This is a genomic window from Nostoc sp. TCL240-02, assembly GCF_013343235.1.
Taxonomy (GTDB): Bacteria; Cyanobacteriota; Cyanobacteriia; order Cyanobacteriales; family Nostocaceae; genus Nostoc.
In genome coordinates this window covers 4657862-4675418 of sequence record NZ_CP040094.1, presented here as the reverse complement: position 1 = coordinate 4675418, position 17557 = coordinate 4657862, and the positions used below count along the sequence as shown (strand labels likewise).

General features: G+C 41.6%; 14 protein-coding genes. 4 read left to right on the top strand and 10 right to left on the bottom strand.

Features of this window, described 5'->3' with window-relative positions:
• Positions 1-198: 198 nt before the first annotated feature.
• The 4 genes from FBB35_RS19935 to FBB35_RS35540 form a co-directional block, all read right to left on the bottom strand.
• On the bottom strand, positions 199-912 hold the full coding sequence (locus tag FBB35_RS19935) for a carbonic anhydrase (RefSeq protein WP_174711070.1): 714 nt from the start codon (positions 910-912) through the stop codon (positions 199-201).
• Between the two features lie 15 nt (positions 913-927).
• Positions 928-1239, bottom strand: a complete 312-nt coding sequence (locus tag FBB35_RS19930) for a P-II family nitrogen regulator (RefSeq protein ID WP_174711069.1) — start codon at positions 1237-1239, stop codon at positions 928-930.
• A gap of 4 nt (positions 1240-1243) precedes the next feature.
• Positions 1244-2212, bottom strand: a complete 969-nt coding sequence (locus tag FBB35_RS19925) for a sodium-dependent bicarbonate transport family permease (protein ID WP_174711068.1) — start codon at positions 2210-2212, stop codon at positions 1244-1246.
• Between the two features lie 357 nt (positions 2213-2569).
• A complete protein-coding gene (locus FBB35_RS35540; RefSeq protein ID WP_302480920.1) occupies positions 2570-2695 on the bottom strand; it encodes a hypothetical protein in 126 nt (41 codons plus the stop codon).
• Positions 2696-2851: 156 nt separating this feature from the next.
• Here FBB35_RS35540 and pcrA point away from each other — a divergent pair, with 156 nt between their 5' ends.
• A complete protein-coding gene (pcrA, locus tag FBB35_RS19920) occupies positions 2852-5173 on the top strand; it encodes a DNA helicase PcrA (RefSeq protein ID WP_174711067.1) in 2322 nt (773 codons plus the stop codon).
• Positions 5174-5224: 51 nt separating this feature from the next.
• Here the strand turns inward: pcrA and FBB35_RS19915 are convergent, their stop codons facing one another.
• From FBB35_RS19915 to FBB35_RS19895, 5 genes are all read right to left on the bottom strand, one after another.
• Complete coding sequence (locus FBB35_RS19915) at positions 5225-5518, bottom strand: antibiotic biosynthesis monooxygenase (RefSeq protein WP_174711066.1); 294 nt, start codon at positions 5516-5518, stop codon at positions 5225-5227.
• Between the two features lie 74 nt (positions 5519-5592).
• A complete protein-coding gene (locus FBB35_RS19910) occupies positions 5593-6228 on the bottom strand; it encodes a retron system putative HNH endonuclease (protein WP_174711065.1) in 636 nt (211 codons plus the stop codon).
• Positions 6225-7628, bottom strand: a complete 1404-nt coding sequence (locus tag FBB35_RS19905) for an AAA family ATPase (protein WP_174711064.1) — start codon at positions 7626-7628, stop codon at positions 6225-6227. Before FBB35_RS19905 ends, FBB35_RS19910 begins: the two co-directional genes overlap by 4 nt.
• Positions 7629-7748: 120 nt before the next feature.
• Positions 7749-8195: a GAF domain-containing protein gene (locus FBB35_RS19900; protein ID WP_368041782.1), complete on the bottom strand. Its 447-nt coding sequence runs from the start codon at positions 8193-8195 to the stop codon at positions 7749-7751.
• Positions 8196-8199: 4 nt separating this feature from the next.
• Positions 8200-9117 carry a metallophosphoesterase gene (locus FBB35_RS19895; RefSeq protein WP_174711063.1) on the bottom strand — a complete coding sequence of 306 codons (918 nt, stop codon included), beginning with the start codon at positions 9115-9117 and terminating at the stop codon, positions 8200-8202.
• A 135-nt stretch (positions 9118-9252) separates the two neighbouring features.
• On the opposite strand from FBB35_RS19895, the gene FBB35_RS19890 reads away from it, so the two are divergent.
• Together FBB35_RS19890 and FBB35_RS19885 are read left to right on the top strand one after the other, a co-directional pair.
• The gene (locus FBB35_RS19890; protein ID WP_174711062.1) at positions 9253-10107 is read left to right on the top strand and encodes a hypothetical protein; all 855 of its coding nucleotides are present in this window, start codon (positions 9253-9255) and stop codon (positions 10105-10107) included.
• A 115-nt stretch (positions 10108-10222) separates the two neighbouring features.
• Positions 10223-11056: a RimK family alpha-L-glutamate ligase gene (locus FBB35_RS19885; RefSeq protein WP_174711061.1), complete on the top strand. Its 834-nt coding sequence runs from the start codon at positions 10223-10225 to the stop codon at positions 11054-11056.
• Between the two features lie 94 nt (positions 11057-11150).
• Here the strand turns inward: FBB35_RS19885 and FBB35_RS19880 are convergent, their stop codons facing one another.
• Positions 11151-13187: a GAF domain-containing sensor histidine kinase gene (locus FBB35_RS19880; RefSeq protein ID WP_174711060.1), complete on the bottom strand. Its 2037-nt coding sequence runs from the start codon at positions 13185-13187 to the stop codon at positions 11151-11153.
• A 94-nt stretch (positions 13188-13281) separates the two neighbouring features.
• On the opposite strand from FBB35_RS19880, the gene cobN reads away from it, so the two are divergent.
• Positions 13282-17553: a cobaltochelatase subunit CobN gene (gene cobN, locus FBB35_RS19875; RefSeq protein ID WP_174711059.1), complete on the top strand. Its 4272-nt coding sequence runs from the start codon at positions 13282-13284 to the stop codon at positions 17551-17553.
• Positions 17554-17557 lie beyond the last annotated feature (4 nt).

The window sequence follows — 17557 nt, the reverse complement described above, 5'->3', positions numbered from 1 at the left end:
ATTGGGGATTGGAGATTAGGGATTAGGGATTGGGGATTGGGGATTAGGGATTGGGCATGAAGAAGAGACAAGGTAGACAAGAAAGAGGGGGGAGACAAGGGAGAGGGGGGAGACCAGGGAGAGAGGGGAGACAAGGGAGAGACTTATTCAATAATTCCCCCTTGTCCCCCTTGCCCCCTTGCCCCCTCATCTGCCGAACTAAGTAAGAATAGTTACCCTCCCTGTATCCAAGTCGTAACGACCCCCGACAATTTTCAATTTGCCCGATCGCACCTGCTCACTTAAAAGCTTTGATTTCTGCAACCGTTCAATTTGATATTGCACATTTGCCACCACAGCATTGTCAACCGCGTCACCTGGCAGATCCTTGACCTTTTTCAGGGCTGGCTTAATTGCCTTGACAAAAGTACTAATATCACCAGGTAACGATTCCTTTTTTACAGCTGCGGTTACAGCGCCACAACGTTCATGTCCCATCACCATCAGCAGTGGAGAACCTAATAAGACAACGGCATATTCAATACTGCCGATCGCTTCATGTGTGGCAATATTTCCAGCAATCCGAACATCAAAGATGTCTCCAATGCCCTGATCGAAAACAATTTCTGCGGGTACTCGTGAATCAGCACAACTAAGAATAGTTGCAAATGGATGTTGAGCTTGGGCAACTTCCTGCAACCGCAGTGCTGATTGATCGGGGTATTGGGGTTGATGCTCAACAAATCGCTGATTTCCTTCCATCAGCTTTTGCAATGCGGCATCGGGGTTTAGAGATTCAGGGAGGTTTGGAGGCGTTTCGTCAGCTTTAGCCTGTTCCACCCGCCAGAGAAAATCACTGGCAGTTAATGCCATTCCAAATGCCCCTGTGATTCCCAACTTCAAAAAGTCACGACGTTCTATAAAATGCTTCATTGAATTTATAATTTTTTACATTGACGCAACACATCTGACAGAGCGAATTTCCATCACATCCGAAACGTAGCAAGTACCTCCGAATTTATTGAGAAGTGGTTTGAGATTTTCTACAACACGCTTGAGTTCTTCTGGCATACAAAACGCGAGGATGTAAACATTATCAAGCATGGTCATGTCTAAATCTTCTGTCGTTCCTCGTAATCCTTTGCCAGCAACATTTCGGATTACGGCATGGTTATGTACACCCGACTTGTCTAAATTATCTAAAATTTTGGCAAGTTCAAAGGAATTGGCAATAATTTCTATCTTTTTAACTACGTGCATATTATTATCTCCAAAATAGGTTAATTCCGTAGAGATATAACGGAATTCCCACAATAATATTGAACGGGAATGTCACTGCTATAGCGGTAGAAACATACAGGCTGGGATTTGCTTCAGGAACAGTCATCCGCATAGCCGCCGGGACAGCGATGTAAGAAGCACTGGCACACAATACAGCAAATAAAAGCGAATCTCCGCGAGGCATACCGATGAATTTGGCGATCGCTAACCCAATGCCTGCATTAAGTATTGGGATTAGTATGGCAAATAAAACTAAGAAAACTCCGGTTTTTTGCAAGTCTTTAATTCTTCTAGCAGCCACCAATCCCATGTCCAGTAAAAAGAAGGTGAGAACGCCATAAAATAACCCTTGAGTAAAGGGTTCTAATGCGTGCCAACCGCGTTCTCCTGTCAAGACACCTATTAATAGACTACCGACTAATAGAAATACCGAACTATTAAGAAATGCTTCTTGCAAAACTTCCGGCCACGAAAACTCTCGCTTTCCATCGGCGGTGAATATATTCACCAAAATTAAACCAACTATAATCGCTGGAGATTCCATCAAGGCAAGGGCTGCCACCATGTAACCATCAAAAGTAATGCCAAGCTCAGTTAAAAAAGCACTAGCTGTGATGAAGGTGACGGCACTGATAGAACCGTAGGTTGCTGCGATCGCAGCCGCATCGTAAGTATCCAATTTCCACTTCAGAATAAAAAAGGTGTAAATTGGAACAACACAAGCCATCATCATCGCTGCCGCCAGTGTTAGAATTACTTCCTGAGTTACACCGCTTTTGATTAGTTCTACTCCCCCTTTAAAACCAATCGCCATCAGCAGATACAACGAAAAGAGTTTGGGTACTGGTGCAGGAATTTCTAGATCGGACTTGACAAAAACAGCAGTCATGCCTAGAAAGAAAAATAGGATTGGCGGATTCAAAATGTTGGATACAATTAAGCTGAGATCCATATCCACCCCTCCTTGTATTGGTTAAACCTGAAATTAAAGAAATTTTTCATCTTTAAAAACTTAACGGTTGAATCGTGATGTATTGTGTATCGCTACCCCATGTCAATTGGGTACTCAAGGAGCGATCGTCCTTTTAGTAACAATACTTATTAGTTAGGTGTTAAACAGCGCTGAGAACAGAAAAAGTGAGAGTTTGCCCAACATTTGATGTTGGATTCCCCGTCGCTGATCTTACGACAGAAAGTGTAGGGAGAACTTGCAATCAACGTATTTAGCGTAGAAAAAATTAACGTATTGTAGGGGCAATTTATGAATTGCGCCTGCACAAACCTTGGTTAAATCCCAGTATTTTTTGATTTACAACAGTTTTGTAAATCCTGCTTGCTCAAAATGACAGTCAGATGTATGGGCTTGAGCAATCCCCCCAATAGGTTCGTTAGGATGAACTACACCGTTTTGGAATCTGCCTCTGACTGACAGCATAGCTTTTTCTTGCTTCTAATAAATCATGATAGAGTACCATTCTGGTTAAGAAGATTGCCACTCAATCTTTATTGACCAAGTTTCGTTAGGATATTGTAACCTGGGCAATAGCGACTCTCTATTGATGTGACACCAGGCGATCGCTTTTTCACATCCATGACAACAACCATCGACTTTCTCAGTCACCTTAACCCTAGTCAACGTCAAGCTGTCGAACACTACTGCGGCCCGTTGCTAGTTGTTGCTGGCGCAGGTTCCGGTAAAACACGAGCGCTGACTTATCGTATTGCGAATCTAATTCTGAAACACCGTGTTGATCCAGAAAATATCCTGGCGGTTACTTTTACTAACAAAGCCGCGCGGGAAATGAAAGAACGGATTCAACGGCTGTTTGCGGAACAACTGGCGATGAAACAACACGGACAGAGGTTGGATTTGTTGACAGAATATCAACAAACGCAATTGCGATCGCAAGTTTACAAAAATACGATCAAAGATTTGTGGTGTGGCACTTTCCATAGTCTCTTTTCTCGCATTCTCCGCTTTGATATTGAAAAATACGTAGACGAAAAAGGACGCAAGTGGAATCGCAATTTCTCTATCTTTGATGAATCAGATGTAATCAGTCTAATCAAAGAAATCGTTAATAAAGAGCTAAACTTAGACGATAAGAAGTTTGATGCCCGCTCAGTTCGCTACGCTATTAGTAACGCTAAAAACCAAGGTTTATCGCCCCAAGAATTTGAGCAAGACCAACCAAATTATCGCGGACGGGTAATCGCCCAAGTTTACAATTTCTATCAAGATAAGTTAGCACAAAATAACGCTCTCGACTTTGACGATCTTATTCTTGTACCTACTAGATTATTTCAACAAAACGAGCAGGTATTAGGTTATTGGCATCGCAAATTTCGTCATATTCTTGTAGATGAATATCAGGATACTAACCGCACTCAGTATCAACTGATTAATTTATTAGTTACTAATGGCGAAACGAAAAAGAGCGAATGGCAATGGGAAAATCGTTCAGTTTTTGTTGTCGGTGATGCAGACCAATCAATTTACAGCTTTCGGATGGCAGATTTCACCATCTTGCTAGGATTTCAGGAAGACTTTGGCGATGGTTTGGTAGATGATGACACCCGAACGATGGTTAAGCTAGAAGAAAACTATCGTTCTTGTGAAAACATTCTGCAAGCAGCTAATGAACTAATTGAAAATAACACCCAACGGATTGATAAAGTCCTAAAAGCGACGCGGGGGACGGGTGAGCAGATTACTTGTCACAAAGCCGATGAAGAACTTGCAGAAGCGGCATTTGTAATTAATCAAATTAGCACTTTAGAACAGCAAAACCCAGAGTTAAACTGGGGTAGTTTTGCTATACTTTATCGGACGAATGCTCAATCTCGTCCCTTTGAAGAATTGTTAGTTAAATATCAAATTCCTTACACAGTTGTGGGGGGAATGAGGTTTTACGATCGCAAAGAAATTAAAGATGTTGTTGCTTATTTAAGAGCGATAAATAATCCAGCTGATACAGTCAGTTTATTACGAGTTATTAATACTCCCCGGCGGGGGATTGGCAAAACCACTATTGATGCTTTGATGAACGCATCTCAGCAATTAGGGACGACTCTGTGGGAAATACTCAGCGATGAAACATCAGTTAACACATTAGCTGGACGGGCGACAAAAGCTGTAAATAACTTTGCCGCAATAATTAGCCGTTGGCAAGGACAAGTCGCCACGCTTCCGGTGACAGAGGTTTTACAAGGAATATTAGAAGATTCTGGTTACGTTCAAGATTTGATGAATCAAGGCACAGATGAAGCCACAGATCGGGTACAAAACGTTCAGGAACTTTATAACGCTGCACTGCAATTTCAAGAAGAGAACGAAGAAATTTCCCTGCGAGATTTTTTGAGTAGTGCTGCCCTCAGTTCCGATTTGGATAACTTAAAAGAAGGACAGACAGCCGTTTCTTTGATGACTTTGCACGCTTCCAAAGGTTTGGAATTTCCCGTAGTATTTTTAGTGGGATTAGAACAAGGGCTATTTCCCGGCTACCGATCACTAAGTGATCCCGCATCTTTGGAAGAAGAACGCCGCCTGTGTTATGTGGGGATTACTCGCGCTCAGGAAAGGTTATATTTATCACACGCGCGGGAACGCCGTTTGTATGGTTCACGAGAACCTGCGATGCGATCGCAATTTCTCGACGAATTACCAGAAGAATTGTTATCTACCAAACGCGCAAGTCGTCAAAGTTATACCAAAAGTGCCTCTGCTCCTAGTGAAAAACAAGATGCAACCCAGAATTGGCAAGTAGGCGATAGAGTATTACACAAAACCTTTGGGCTTGGTGAAATCACTCATGTCTTCGGAACAGGTAATAAAATGTCTGTAGCAATTAAATTTGCCAGCTTAGGACAAAAAATTGTTGACCCAAGAGTAGCACAGTTGCAAAAAATTTGAAAACGAAGCCACAGATCCCCAACTTTTCAAATAAATCGGGGATCTTGTTTTTCATATTTCAATTTCTTCAAAGTGTTCAACAGTGGGAAATGGTTCATAAAAATTATGCAGAAGTTTTTTCCATTCTTGATACTCAGTAGAACTTCTAAATCCTACAGTATGAGATTCTAAAGTTTCCCATCTGACAAGTAATAAGTATTTACCTTGAATCTCTATACATTTATGTAATTCATGAGATAAATATCCGTCCATTGAGGAAATAATTTTAGAAGCTTCTTTGAAAGTAGCTTCAAAATCGGATTTTAGACCAGGTTTAACAAGAAGCATAACTGCCTCAAGAATCATATAGTTTTACAGTGAGTATTAAGCTAATGTTATTTAGTATCATGTGATGTCTACAACGGGCTACGCCATTAAGACTAATTTTTTAGTAAATAGATAATCGCAGCGCAAAACTCTTCGTAATATCCTTTAGAATCAGTTTCACTGAAGCCTAGAATTAAGTCTTGCCTCTCTTCCTCTGTAATCGTATTAATAATTTCCAAGATTGGCTCAATAGATTTTGCACGTAAATTTTTCAGCTTGTCAATATTGAGTGCGAGTTTATCAATTGTTGTTTCAGCAGCTAATTGCTTTTTTGAATTATTTGTCGCCAAAATCTGACCGTCATCAGTGTACTTGAAAAACTCCTCACAATTTGTATTTATGGGTGAAACCATCAAATTCTCATCGTACCAATGATCTTTCTTGCTTCCACAGTGCAGAGGTTCTTTACGCTCTCTTTCTCTTTGACATGAAGCCAGCATATTTGTGTATTCTAACGCTAGTTCAGTATTAGGATATCTAGGTTTTAGATGTTCAATATGACTAATTTCTTTGGTAATACGTCTTCCACAATAGCAACAGATAAAACCTTGTTCTTGCAATAATGAATCATGTACATCGGTTTTTTGTGGTTTCCTGAAGTCGTCCCAACTCGGTTGCCAATCCTCATTTGCTAGATTTTTCCAAACGGTAAAACTTTCTGGTTCCTCACTTTTTTTGATATATTTCACCGCTTCAAAATCTCTTTGCGTCGAATAGATACACTTGCTTTTACTAATTCTGGTTCATCTTGTCCAATAATATCAGCAATTTCTTGAGATAATTGCCTAGCACCATCAAGATTACCTTCATCAATTAGTCTAAATAACTCATGTAAACGATCTTTAATTTCTTGTGGACGTGCCGGAACACCCATGAGGTCTTCTAAGATCCGATTACTATCTCTCCCAAAGGAACTTTCTGGTCTTTTAGCAACAACACCTTCGTCTGTTTTTTCTAGAATATAAATTCCTTCTGGCTTGACTTGGCTAATTACTTGAGGCGAATGTGTGGTGACGATAAATTGGCAATTAGGGAATGTTCTCGTCAACGCCGGAATAATTTCTCGTTGCCATTTAGGGTGTAGGTGGAGTTCAATTTCATCAATTAAAACAACACCCTCACCTTCGAGTGGTTCTGTTAAACCTGGGTTAGCGATCGCTAATCGTCTTGCTAAATCACCCACCATTGCCAACAAGCATTTCTCCCCATCAGATAGTTGATTGACTATAAGTTCCTCACCTTTTTTTCTGACAGTCATTCGTAGGGGTGAACGCTCAACTCGCAAGTTTAAGAATTCTGGTATCAATGAAGAGATAGCTTGTCTTACTGCTTCTAATTGTTTGTCTCTATAATCAGGGTTATCCCTTCGTCTTTCATTCTCTAAGTCTTCTCGATTTCTAAACCATTCAAAAAATGTTTTAAAGTCTATTCTTCCTCCTGTGAGTGCCTGCTCATAAGCATCTACTTGTTTAAAAGAAGATATCTCTGAAATTTCTAGAGGCATATCAATAACAGCACGATTAACGGGGTAATAAACTGCTAAAGGAACATTAGTATCAGCAATAGTTGCTAACTGATTGTTTAAGTTTTCAATAGCTATTTTTAAATCTTCTTTTAATCCGCTACGTATCGCATTTGCTATCTCTATATGCATATTTTCACTTTGCATCAGAATAGTGTCAACTTGAATACCTTTATAATTTTTTAGCTTCGTTTTTATTTCTTTTTTTAAATCGGAAATACTTTTAATATGAGCTTGTAAATCAATGTACTTACCATCATTATTTTTTGCACTTTTATATTCAGTCATTGACCAAGTTAATTCTTGTAATTCTATAAATACAGTAATTTCATTGTATGTTCTATCACGTCTGTTTGTAACATCTTGTGTAATAAAGAAACGTAAAGATTCGAGTGAGTCTTGAATCTGTCCAGTAAACTGTGTTAGAAGAATAGCAAGACAGTCAAGAATACTCGATTTTCCCACGCCATTAATACCAATAAGAACCGTTGGTTCCATTTGATCAAACTCTAGCGTCAAATCGCCGATTCCACGGAAGGATTGCATTGTCAAGCGCTTGACTTTCATAGTTTTAACAACGCTGAATGTAATTTACTACAGCTAATCAAAAGCAGACTTGATATAATCAACTGCAAAAGGTGTGATTTTCTCGACAAGATTATTAATCACTCCTCGTTCATATTCAGTTCAAATTCTGGGATGACCAAAAATGCAGGGTTGTAAAATTCCCCATAGTTGCCCATCCTGGCGGATATGAGCATGAATCAGGGCGCTATGTCCGAAATTTTTCTGTTCAAATTCCCGATTTAAGACTTGAGGGTCAGCAGTTTCTACATCTTCGACAAAGATTGAAGGTTCGGCACGTAACGCAGCCGCAAACATCGGATCTTCATCTGCTAAAGATGGGGGCAGCGCTGCCCAGTCTTCATTGTAGACGGTAGGTATATCTGGAGTGCGAATCCAACAAAAGGCAACTCTAATAAAGTTATTCTGTGGATTATGTAGGCATAGAAAACATCTATCAGATTGTAAAAAATTCCCTACTGCTGCCAACAGTTCAGAAAATAGAGTATCTGGTGCTTGATACGATTCTAAAATATTGTTGAGTGCATAAGGAAGTTCTTGCTGAGTCATATAACTAAGCTGATTTTAATTGAATAATCCCTTGATCAAAAACGCGATTATTAGTAGCGATCGCACTTATTTCTATTCTATCTTTATACACCTCATAAGAGGCAAAACTTAAGTCACTAGTAGAATACCCAGTCCACTCAGAACGCCCTACAGGACGGTTGCCAGCACCTGCACCACAAATTAAGTAAGTTGTCCCATCAATAGCACGAGTGCGTTCATAATTATGTTCGTGACCATTGATGTAAAGTTGAACGCCGTATTTTTTAAATAGGGGAGTGAAAGTTCTAATAAAATCTGGATTATTCCCATACTGACCCGATGAATAAATCGGATGATGACCAAATACCACTTTCCAAGGAGCATTACTAAGACTTAATTCTTTTTCTAACCAAGGTAGCTGGTTTTTCCAATCAGCATTACTATTAGTATCTAAAGCAAAAAATTGTACAGTTCCCCGGCGAAATGTATAGTAACGTCCCTTCATATTAAAGCCAGCATACTTGACTTGTCGATCGCCATTGGCGGTACGAATATCGTGATTACCTAAACAAGCCTGAAATTTCACACCTTGCTTCAGTAAAGGTTGATAAGGACGCTCAAAAACTTCGCCTATTTTCTCAATTTCGCCGTTATTGTAAATGTTGTCTCCAGCTAAAACGACTAAATCATAAGGATTTTGTTTGTGATAGGCATTCATTGCCCTAGCCACAGCATACTGTCCTCTAGCCCCAGTTCCTGTATCAGCCACAGACACAAAACGTAATAACAAGTCTTTTTTGACTGGGTTGGCGGCTATAGCTGTTGTTGAATCGGTAATATCAGCACTTTGATGATTTTGATTAGTTAACATCCAGGCTAAAAATCCTGTACCAATGGCACTGAAGCTACTTAAAAATAAAAATTGACGGCGTTTCAGGTTCATAATTCACCAAATTTAATAAATAGTCAGTTTAGCGGAAACAATGAGCAATGAAGTGATACATTAAGGCAAAAGAAGGCAGCACCAGTAATAATGTACGTTGTTTGTCTTTGATTCGCTGCTTTTGGTGAAAGTTCCATGTCACAAGACAATCAGTCAAAACCGACGGATGAGCAGGTAAATCAACCTCCCCAAAAACCTTACCAGAGAGTTCAGCCATTTTGGAAGGCTAAAATTATCCAACTTCTTCGAGGGACGATTGGGGTTTTAGAAACAACGGTGGACAAACTGGAGACAGCATCCCCACCAGGTACTGAGGAAACACCCGGCTTTTTACAACAGCTTCAGTTGCGATGGGGTGGACTGTTAAGGACAATCCGCTTGTTTTTGCCATCAAATTTATCAACAAAGTTATCAGATACAGCTTTGACGGGAATTGTGACTGGAATTGCTGTAATTCTCGTTTGGACAACTACAACTGTCTTTACTGGTAAACCTACTGAAATAGCAACAGTTCCTCCAGTTGAAGAGGTTCCTGCACCGACACCAACGATAACTACTCCACCGGAGTCAGTTGTACCAGAACCGCAGCCGCCACAGCCACCAGAGGAAATTACACCGCCAGAACCTGAACCTGAACCAATTCCCACCCCAACGCTAACGCCGACACCAGCTATAGAATTAACACCAGAACAAGCCTTGATTGCGGCTATTGAAAATCAGGTAGCCGAAATTAGCGATCGCATTGCCTCTGGTCTGATAAAGTCAATTCAAGCCAACTTCCGCACGAGTAACTTGATTGTCAAAATTAGTGACGATTGGTACACTCTCAAAGAATCTCAGCAGGACAAACTAGCTGCGGAGATATTACAACGTTCTCAAGAACTTGATTTTACCCATTTAGAAATTATCGACTCCCAAGATAAGCTGATAGCGCGTAACCCAGTTGTCGGTACTGAAATGGTAATTTTTAAACGGCAAACAACAAGCTAAAATAATTCGTAATTCGTAATTCGTAATTCGTAATTGGCTTCTTTGCGAGACGCTAAAAGCGAAACCCCGCTACGCTAACGTAATTCGTAATTTTGATGTTTAACTTCAAGTATTTATGTTAGATAACCTTTCGCTATTGCTCAAAGCTTGTGAAAATTTAAATATCGGCTATGAAATTATTCATCCGGCTGAAAACTTAGTAAAAGTAAAACTGAATAATAAACAACATTTTTTTTGTAATTATAGTACTCCAATAATAAATCAAGCCGTAGCCCAAATTATCAAAGATAAGGAATATACTTACCATATTTTAAAGAACAAAGTTAAACTCCCTCGGACAGTAGGTTTTCTTTCACCTTTTTGTGACCTCCAATATAAGATTTACTTAAAATTTCCAAGTTTTGAAGATATTATATTAGAAATAAAAAAAACCTTTGAAACACCTGTAATTGTTAAACGGAATTCTGGCTCAAGTGGACATAACGTTTTTTTATGTCGGAATACAGATGAAGTTGAAACTGCTTTAAAAGAGATTTTTAATATTAATAATAAAAAGTATGATTACGTTGCGATCGCTCAAGAGTTCATTGACATAAAATCTGAGTATAGAGCCGTTTTTCTAAATAAAGAGTTAGTTCTACTATATGAAAAAGATATAACTAATGCAAAATTTGTAGGCAACCTCAGCCCTCTTCACTGGGATGGTGCGAAAGCAAAGTATATCAATGACCCGCAAATTTTGTCAGAGATTGCTAATTTTGCTAAACCAATTTTTGAAGAATTAGACATTGATTATGGTGGTTTAGATATAGTCTTAGATCGAGATAACCAATATTGGTTAATTGAAATCAATTCTCATCCAAATTATACTATTTTCACTAGAGACAATGGAGAGGAGCCTGTATTGAGAATTTTTGAAAAAATGCTCCTTAGCCTAGGATCAAATTGAAGAAATAAATTATAAAAAAGACGCGATAAATCGCCGTCTCTACAAATACTGATTATTGTAAAGACGGCGATTTATCGCGTCTCTTGCTTAATTCCTAACTCAGCACTCTCATTGCCTGAGTTGGTATCCATACAGTAAAAATTGAGCCAATACTGATAGTTGATTCTACTTCAATTCGACCCCGATGGAGTTCTACAAGCTGTTTAGTTAAAGCTAATCCAAGTCCAGTGCCTTCGTAGCGGCGGCGATAGGGTGTATCGAGTTGCTGAAATTTTTCAAAGAGTAATGGTAACTGTTCTTCGCGTATCCCAATCCCGGTATCTTCCACTTGAAAAATAGCGGTATCATCCTCCACCCAAAGGCGCAAGGTAACGTTACCACTTTCAGGAGTGAATTTAATTGCATTAGTTAACAAATTCGAGAGAATTTGTGCTACTCGTTCGGCATCGGCGGTAAAGCGATCGCGCCTGGGATCGATTTGCAAATCAAGGTTGAGATTAATTTGTTCGCTTGTTGCTTTTTTTCGCAGTGACTCTAAAGCCTTTTCTGCAACATTCACTAAAGAAAATTCCGAAATATTTAAAGCTGTCTTACCAGCCTCGATTTGCGATAAATCGAGGATGTCATTAATCATTTCTAATAAATGTTCTCCACTATCGTGGATTGTTTGCAGATAATCCCGTTGTCGTTGACTCAATTCACCCAAAGGCCAACGTAACAACGTAGACGACATCCCAATCACATAAGTTAAAGGCGTGAGTAATTCATGACTGATAGTAGCGAGAAATTCACTTCTGAGGCGGTTAGCAGCTTCGGCGGCGAGGAGAGCATCACGTAGTCCGATTGTGCGTTCAATAACTCGTTGTTCGAGAGTTTGTTTTTCTTGGGTGAGGGTTTGCATTAACTCAGCTTGGTAAATGGCGATCGCTAATTGTTCAGCGATCGCAATCAGCAGGTTTTTTTCGCTATCAATCCACTGGCGTGGTTCATTGCACTGATGAGCAATCAGCAGCCCCCACAGCTTGTCCTCAAGTATAATCGGTGCTGCCAACTTAGCCCGCACTTGACTTTCCCTTAAAAAATTCAACAAACACTCTTCTAGAGCATAAGTTTTTTCGACATCATCCACAGCTAAAGTAAAACCTTGGCGATACTTCTCCCAACATTGAGAGGTTCGCATAAAGCAATTTCTTTCTGTGTAATTCAACACGCAGGTAATTGCATCTGTAGCACGGGCTTCATAGACAATGTAACCACCATAGTGTTGGGAGTCTTCTAGTAAGGATTGATTATTTACTGAGATAGAAGTTGAGCGTTTCCCGTTCTCCTCATCTGTAGAAGACTGGTATTCTTGAGTCTTGACTTTTGAACCTTCAAATTTATAGATTACTAATCGGTCTAATTCTAGAAACTCACGCACCTGTGTAATTGCCGTTGCCATAATGACAGGCAAATCCAAACTTTTGCGGATCTGCGTTGTTACCTGATTCAACAACCGTTCTTGGGAAATCTGTTTTTTTAAGGCATCTTCCACTGGCTGACAGATATAAACTGCCGGCGCAGTTGGGCTTGGAGGTGCTATTATTTCTTGGTTTGGCTGAGTTAAAAGATATTCTAATAGCAACAGCGAGAACTTACTCTGGAGGGTAGCATCATTGGGCCCAATAATTTGGCGATAGCGTTCGAGATTTTGGTGAGTATAGGAATCCCACTCAAACAAGTCTCTCAATTCGTGAAGAAAAGAAGCGATCGCCTCTAAATTAAATGTCAACCTAGCATTGAGTGCCGAATCAATTCCCTGCTCCTCTGCTCCCCTGCTTCCCCGGTTACTGAGCGTAGTCGAAGTATGCTCCCCTGCTCCCCGTTCACTGAGCGAAGCCGAAGTGCTGCTCCCCTGCTCCCCTTCCTCAAAATTTCCTAACAAAACCACACTAAACTGCTCAGAAACCACCAATGTAAACCTTCGCCTTTGCCACTCCACAGGTATGCAAATCCGCGCCAAAACAGCTTCTGTCAGTACCAGAGTGGCACTTTCCACTGTTTGAGCCATCTGCTCCAACAATTCCCCAAGCTGATTAAATACAACAATAGGCAAGGTTCGAGAAAAGCTCAAATCAGGAGAACTAAGCATTTTTAATCATTACTGGTAAGAGGGGACTAAATGCAGGGAAAAAGTTTGTTTTGATTGTGTAATAACCAATAGTTTAAGACGGTAATACAGCATTATGCATCGTATAAGTAGCACATCGGGTGGATGGAATCAGTCAGAGGGTTTAATTTTTCTAGAACAAACTCCAGCGCCTTTCGTGTTGATTACGGCTGCTGATACCGACATTCAAACTTTGGCAGTTGCGGTTACAAAATTACCTTCACAATTTCCTGCCTTAAGAGTTGCCAATCTATTGCAATTGCAGCAACAGTTAAGCATAGATACTTATGGAGAGCAAGTTTTGGAACTTGCCCAGGTAATTATTTTGCGCCTGTTAGGAGGACATTCTTACTGGAGTTACGGCTTAGAAGTAGTGCAAGAAATTGTGCAACGTAATGGTAGAACCCTCATTGTAATGCCAGGGGACGACGCTTTTGATCCCGACTTAATTTCTCAGTCTACCGTGCCTTTAAGTATTGCTAACCAGGTATGGCAGTATTTTAGTGAAGGCGGCGTAGAAAATTTTGTTAATGCTCTCCAATTTATTTCTGATACTTGCCTGTTTACTGCATATAATCCTCCGTCACCCCGGCCCATTCCGCGCGTGGGATTGTATGAATGGGCATTGGGCATGGGGCATGGGGGCAGGGGAGCAGCACTTCGGCTTCGCTCAGTGAACGGGGAGGTAGGGGAGGCAGGGGAGGCAGGGGAGCAGAGGAGCAGGGGAGAGTTAGAACTGGATGAATTTACCTCAGAACTCCGTTCATCCACCTTTGAACCGGATGAATCCACCTCAGAACTCCGTTCATCCACCTTTGAACTGGATGAATCCACCTCAGAACTCCGTTCATCCAACTTTGAACTGGATGAATCCACCTCAGAACTCCGTTCATCCACCTCTGAACTGGATGAATCCACCTCAAAACCTCAAGGCTTCCAATGCCCAATGCCCTATGCCCTATGCCCCATGCCCAAAATCGGCATCCTTTTCTACCGCGCTCATTATTTAGCGGGGAATACTAAAGTCATTGATGCTTTATGCGAAGCTTTGGTACAGAAAAATTTACAACCAGTGCCAGTGTTTGTTTCCTCATTGCGTGAACCCGATGTTCAAGTGGAGTTGAGTGAATTTTTCCAACCCAAAGAAGCCGAATCAATAGCTGTGCTACTGAATACCACCAGTTTTTCTCTAGCACGCTTGGAAAGCGAAACACCCCAAACTGAACTATGGGAAAAATTAGATGTACCTGTGTTGCAGGTTATCCTCAGTGGCGGATCAATTGAACAGTGGGAGTCACAGTTTCAAGGACTTTCTCCCCGCGATATTGGGATGAATGTGGCGCTACCAGAAGTAGATGGGCGAATTATTACTCGTGCTGTGTCTTTTAAAGCCGTACAAACTCGTAATCCCCATTTAGAGACAGATGTGGTAATTTACGAACCAGTCAGCGATCGCATCGAGTTCGTTGCTAAACTAGCAGCAAATTGGGCGCGTCTGCGTTCCAAACCACCCCAAGAGCGGCGAATTGCCCTAATTTTGGCAAACTACCCCAACCGCAATGGACGGCTTGCTAATGGTGTGGGACTCGATACCCCAGCTAGTTGTGTAGAAATCCTGCAAGCTTTACATCAGGCTGGGTATGAAGTAGAAAATCCACCTGCTCAAGGAGACGAGTTGATTCAACGGCTGACAGATGGCGTAACCAACGATGCGGAAGGTAGAGAATGGCTTCCGGTACACCAAAGTGTCTCTTGGGAAGAATATCAAGAATATTTCGCTTCATTACCGCCAGCAGTTCAGGAAGGTATTAGGGAACGGTGGGGAATGGGGCAAAGTGCCGGAGGCAAAAGTGAAAACTCTTCTCCCCTGCTCCCTGCTCCCTGCCCCCCTACCTCTATCCCCGTTCCCGGAATTCAACTCGGCAATATCTTCGTGGGAATTCAGCCAGCAAGAGGTTATGATAATGACCCCAGTTTGAATTATCATGCGCCGGATTTAGAACCAACCCATGATTATTTAGCTTTCTACTATTGGGTTAGAGAAACTTTTGGTGCTGATGCTGTAGTTCATGTAGGAAAACACGGAAATCTAGAATGGCTACCCGGTAAAAGCGTGGCTTTATCCAGTAATTGTTATCCAGAAGTGGCTTTTGGCGCACTTCCACACCTGTACCCGTTTATTGTCAATGATCCTGGTGAAGGTTCCCAAGCTAAACGTCGCGCTCAAGCGGTGATTATAGATCACTTAACGCCGCCGATGACTCGTGCGGAACTCTACGGTTCTTTGCAACAGTTAGAAAATTTAATTGATGAGTATTATGAAGCCGACAGTTTAGATCCTTCGCGTTTACCAGTAATTCGCGATCGCATCCACGAACTGGTGATCCAAGAAAATCTCCATCTAGATTTGGGAATCCAAAATGAAACAGAAATTTTTAAGTCTGAATCTCTAGTTTTGAATTCCATCGGTGGCTATCTGTGTGAATTGAAAGAAGCCCAAATCCGCGACGGGTTGCACATTTTTGGGCAATGTCCCCAAGGAAGGCAGCTGCGAGACTTAATAGTAGCGATCGCTCGCATACCCAATCGCCATTCTTCAGGTATTACCCGTGCGATCGCTCAAGATTGGGGACTAGACTTCGACCCCCTCACAGCTGATTTGTCAATGTCTAGTGGTGAATATTCAGTAGTCAATGGCACAGAATGCCGCACCATCGGCGATATAGTTGAAGTCCTAGAAGAACACGCCGCCCTTTTAGTAGAACAACTTATAAATCAGAATTCAGGATTCAGAATTCAGAATTCAGAATTTAGAATTCAGAATTCTTGTAGAGACGCGATTCATCGCGTCTCTACCTGGATACGCGATCGCCTGCTTCCAGCTTTACAAAAAACCGATCAAGAAATCACCCACTTATTACACGGACTTGATGGCGGATATGTCCCCAGCGCTCCATCTGGCGCACCCACACGCGGCCGCCCAGAAGTTCTACCAACAGGGAGAAACTTTTATTCTGTTGATATTCGCGCCATTCCCACAGAGACAGCTTGGGATATCGGTAGAAAAGCTGCTGAAACCCTTGTGGAATATTACACTCAAGAGCATGGCGAGTATCCCAAAACACTAGGTTTGTCATTGTGGGGAACAGCCACCATGAGAACAGGCGGTGATGATATTGCCGAAGCGTTAGCTTTACTGGGAGTCCAACCTGTATGGGATGGTGCAGCGCGGCGAGTAGTGGATTTTGAAATTTTGCCTCTAGCGATTTTGGGACGGCCCCGTGTAGATGTAACCTTGCGAATTTCAGGATTCTTCCGGGATGCTTTTCCCAACTTAATTGACTTATTCGATCAAGCGGTATCAGCAGTAGCAGACTTAGATGAACCGCTAGAACAAAATCCCCTAGCGGATGCAGTTCGCCAAGAGACTGAATTGTGGACAAGCCAAGGATTAACTTTAGCAGAAGCAGTGGTGCGATCGCGCTATCGCATCTTTGGTTCCCGCCCAGGTGCTTACGGTGCCGGACTCCAAGGTTTAATCGAATCGCAAAACTGGACAGACGATGAAGATTTAGCCCGCGCCTACATTAACTGGAGTTCTTACGCCTATTCTTCGGGAGATTTGGCAGGGGAGCAGGGGGTAAGGAGCGGGGAGCAGGGAGCAGCACTTCGGCTTCGCTCAGTGAATGGGGGGCAGGGGAGCAGGGGAGCAGAAGAAATTCTTCCTAATTCCCAATGCCCAATGCCCAATGCCCCATGCCCAATGCCCAATACCGAAGCCTTCAAGCAACGCTTATCCCAGATGCAAGTTGTCCTGCACAATCAAGATAACCGCGAACACGACCTACTCGATTCTGATGATTATTACCAATTTCAGGGTGGCTTAACCGCAGCCGTGCGTTCTCTACAGGGAAAAAACCCCCAAACATATTTTGGTGATAATTCCATACCCGCTCAACCACGAGTCCGCCAACTCAAAGAAGAAATTTCACGGGTGTATCGTTCTCGTGTAGTTAATCCTAAGTGGATTGCAGGAGTTATGCGCCACGGTTACAAAGGTGCTTTTGAAATGGCGGCGACAGTAGATTTTTTATTCGCCTACGACGCTACAGCTAAATGTGTAGAAGATTATATGTATCAAGGCATAGTAGAGGCTTACTTGCTCGATCCAGTTGTGTCAGAATTTATTCAGGAAAAGAACCCCTATGCTCTGCGTGATATTGCTGAAAAATTATTAGAAGCACACAAGCGCAATTTATGGGAGGATGTAAATATAGGAACATTAGAAGCTTTGAGGAACCTAGTACATCAAGCTGAAGCAGTTATCGAAGAAAAATCAATGGTGTAGGAAA

Excerpts from the sequence above, each read along its gene's own strand:
- FBB35_RS19890 (WP_174711062.1), top strand. The coding sequence starts at position 9,253 with ATGTCACAAGACAATCAGTCAAAACCGACGGATGAGCAGGTAAATCAA.
- cobN (WP_174711059.1), top strand. The coding sequence starts at position 13,282 with ATGCATCGTATAAGTAGCACATCGGGTGGATGGAATCAGTCAGAGGGT.
- FBB35_RS19930 (WP_174711069.1), bottom strand. The coding sequence starts at position 1,239 with ATGCACGTAGTTAAAAAGATAGAAATTATTGCCAATTCCTTTGAACTT.
- FBB35_RS19905 (WP_174711064.1), bottom strand. The coding sequence starts at position 7,628 with ATGAAAGTCAAGCGCTTGACAATGCAATCCTTCCGTGGAATCGGCGAT.
- FBB35_RS19935 (WP_174711070.1), bottom strand. The coding sequence starts at position 912 with ATGAAGCATTTTATAGAACGTCGTGACTTTTTGAAGTTGGGAATCACA.
- FBB35_RS19885 (WP_174711061.1), top strand. The coding sequence starts at position 10,223 with ATGTTAGATAACCTTTCGCTATTGCTCAAAGCTTGTGAAAATTTAAAT.
- FBB35_RS19915 (WP_174711066.1), bottom strand. The coding sequence starts at position 5,518 with ATGATTCTTGAGGCAGTTATGCTTCTTGTTAAACCTGGTCTAAAATCC.
- FBB35_RS19880 (WP_174711060.1), bottom strand. The coding sequence starts at position 13,187 with ATGCTTAGTTCTCCTGATTTGAGCTTTTCTCGAACCTTGCCTATTGTT.
- FBB35_RS19895 (WP_174711063.1), bottom strand. The coding sequence starts at position 9,117 with ATGAACCTGAAACGCCGTCAATTTTTATTTTTAAGTAGCTTCAGTGCC.
- FBB35_RS19925 (WP_174711068.1), bottom strand. The coding sequence starts at position 2,212 with ATGGATCTCAGCTTAATTGTATCCAACATTTTGAATCCGCCAATCCTA.
- FBB35_RS19900 (WP_368041782.1), bottom strand. The coding sequence starts at position 8,195 with ATGACTCAGCAAGAACTTCCTTATGCACTCAACAATATTTTAGAATCG.
- FBB35_RS35540 (WP_302480920.1), bottom strand. The coding sequence starts at position 2,695 with ATGCTGTCAGTCAGAGGCAGATTCCAAAACGGTGTAGTTCATCCTAAC.
- pcrA (WP_174711067.1), top strand. The coding sequence starts at position 2,852 with ATGACAACAACCATCGACTTTCTCAGTCACCTTAACCCTAGTCAACGT.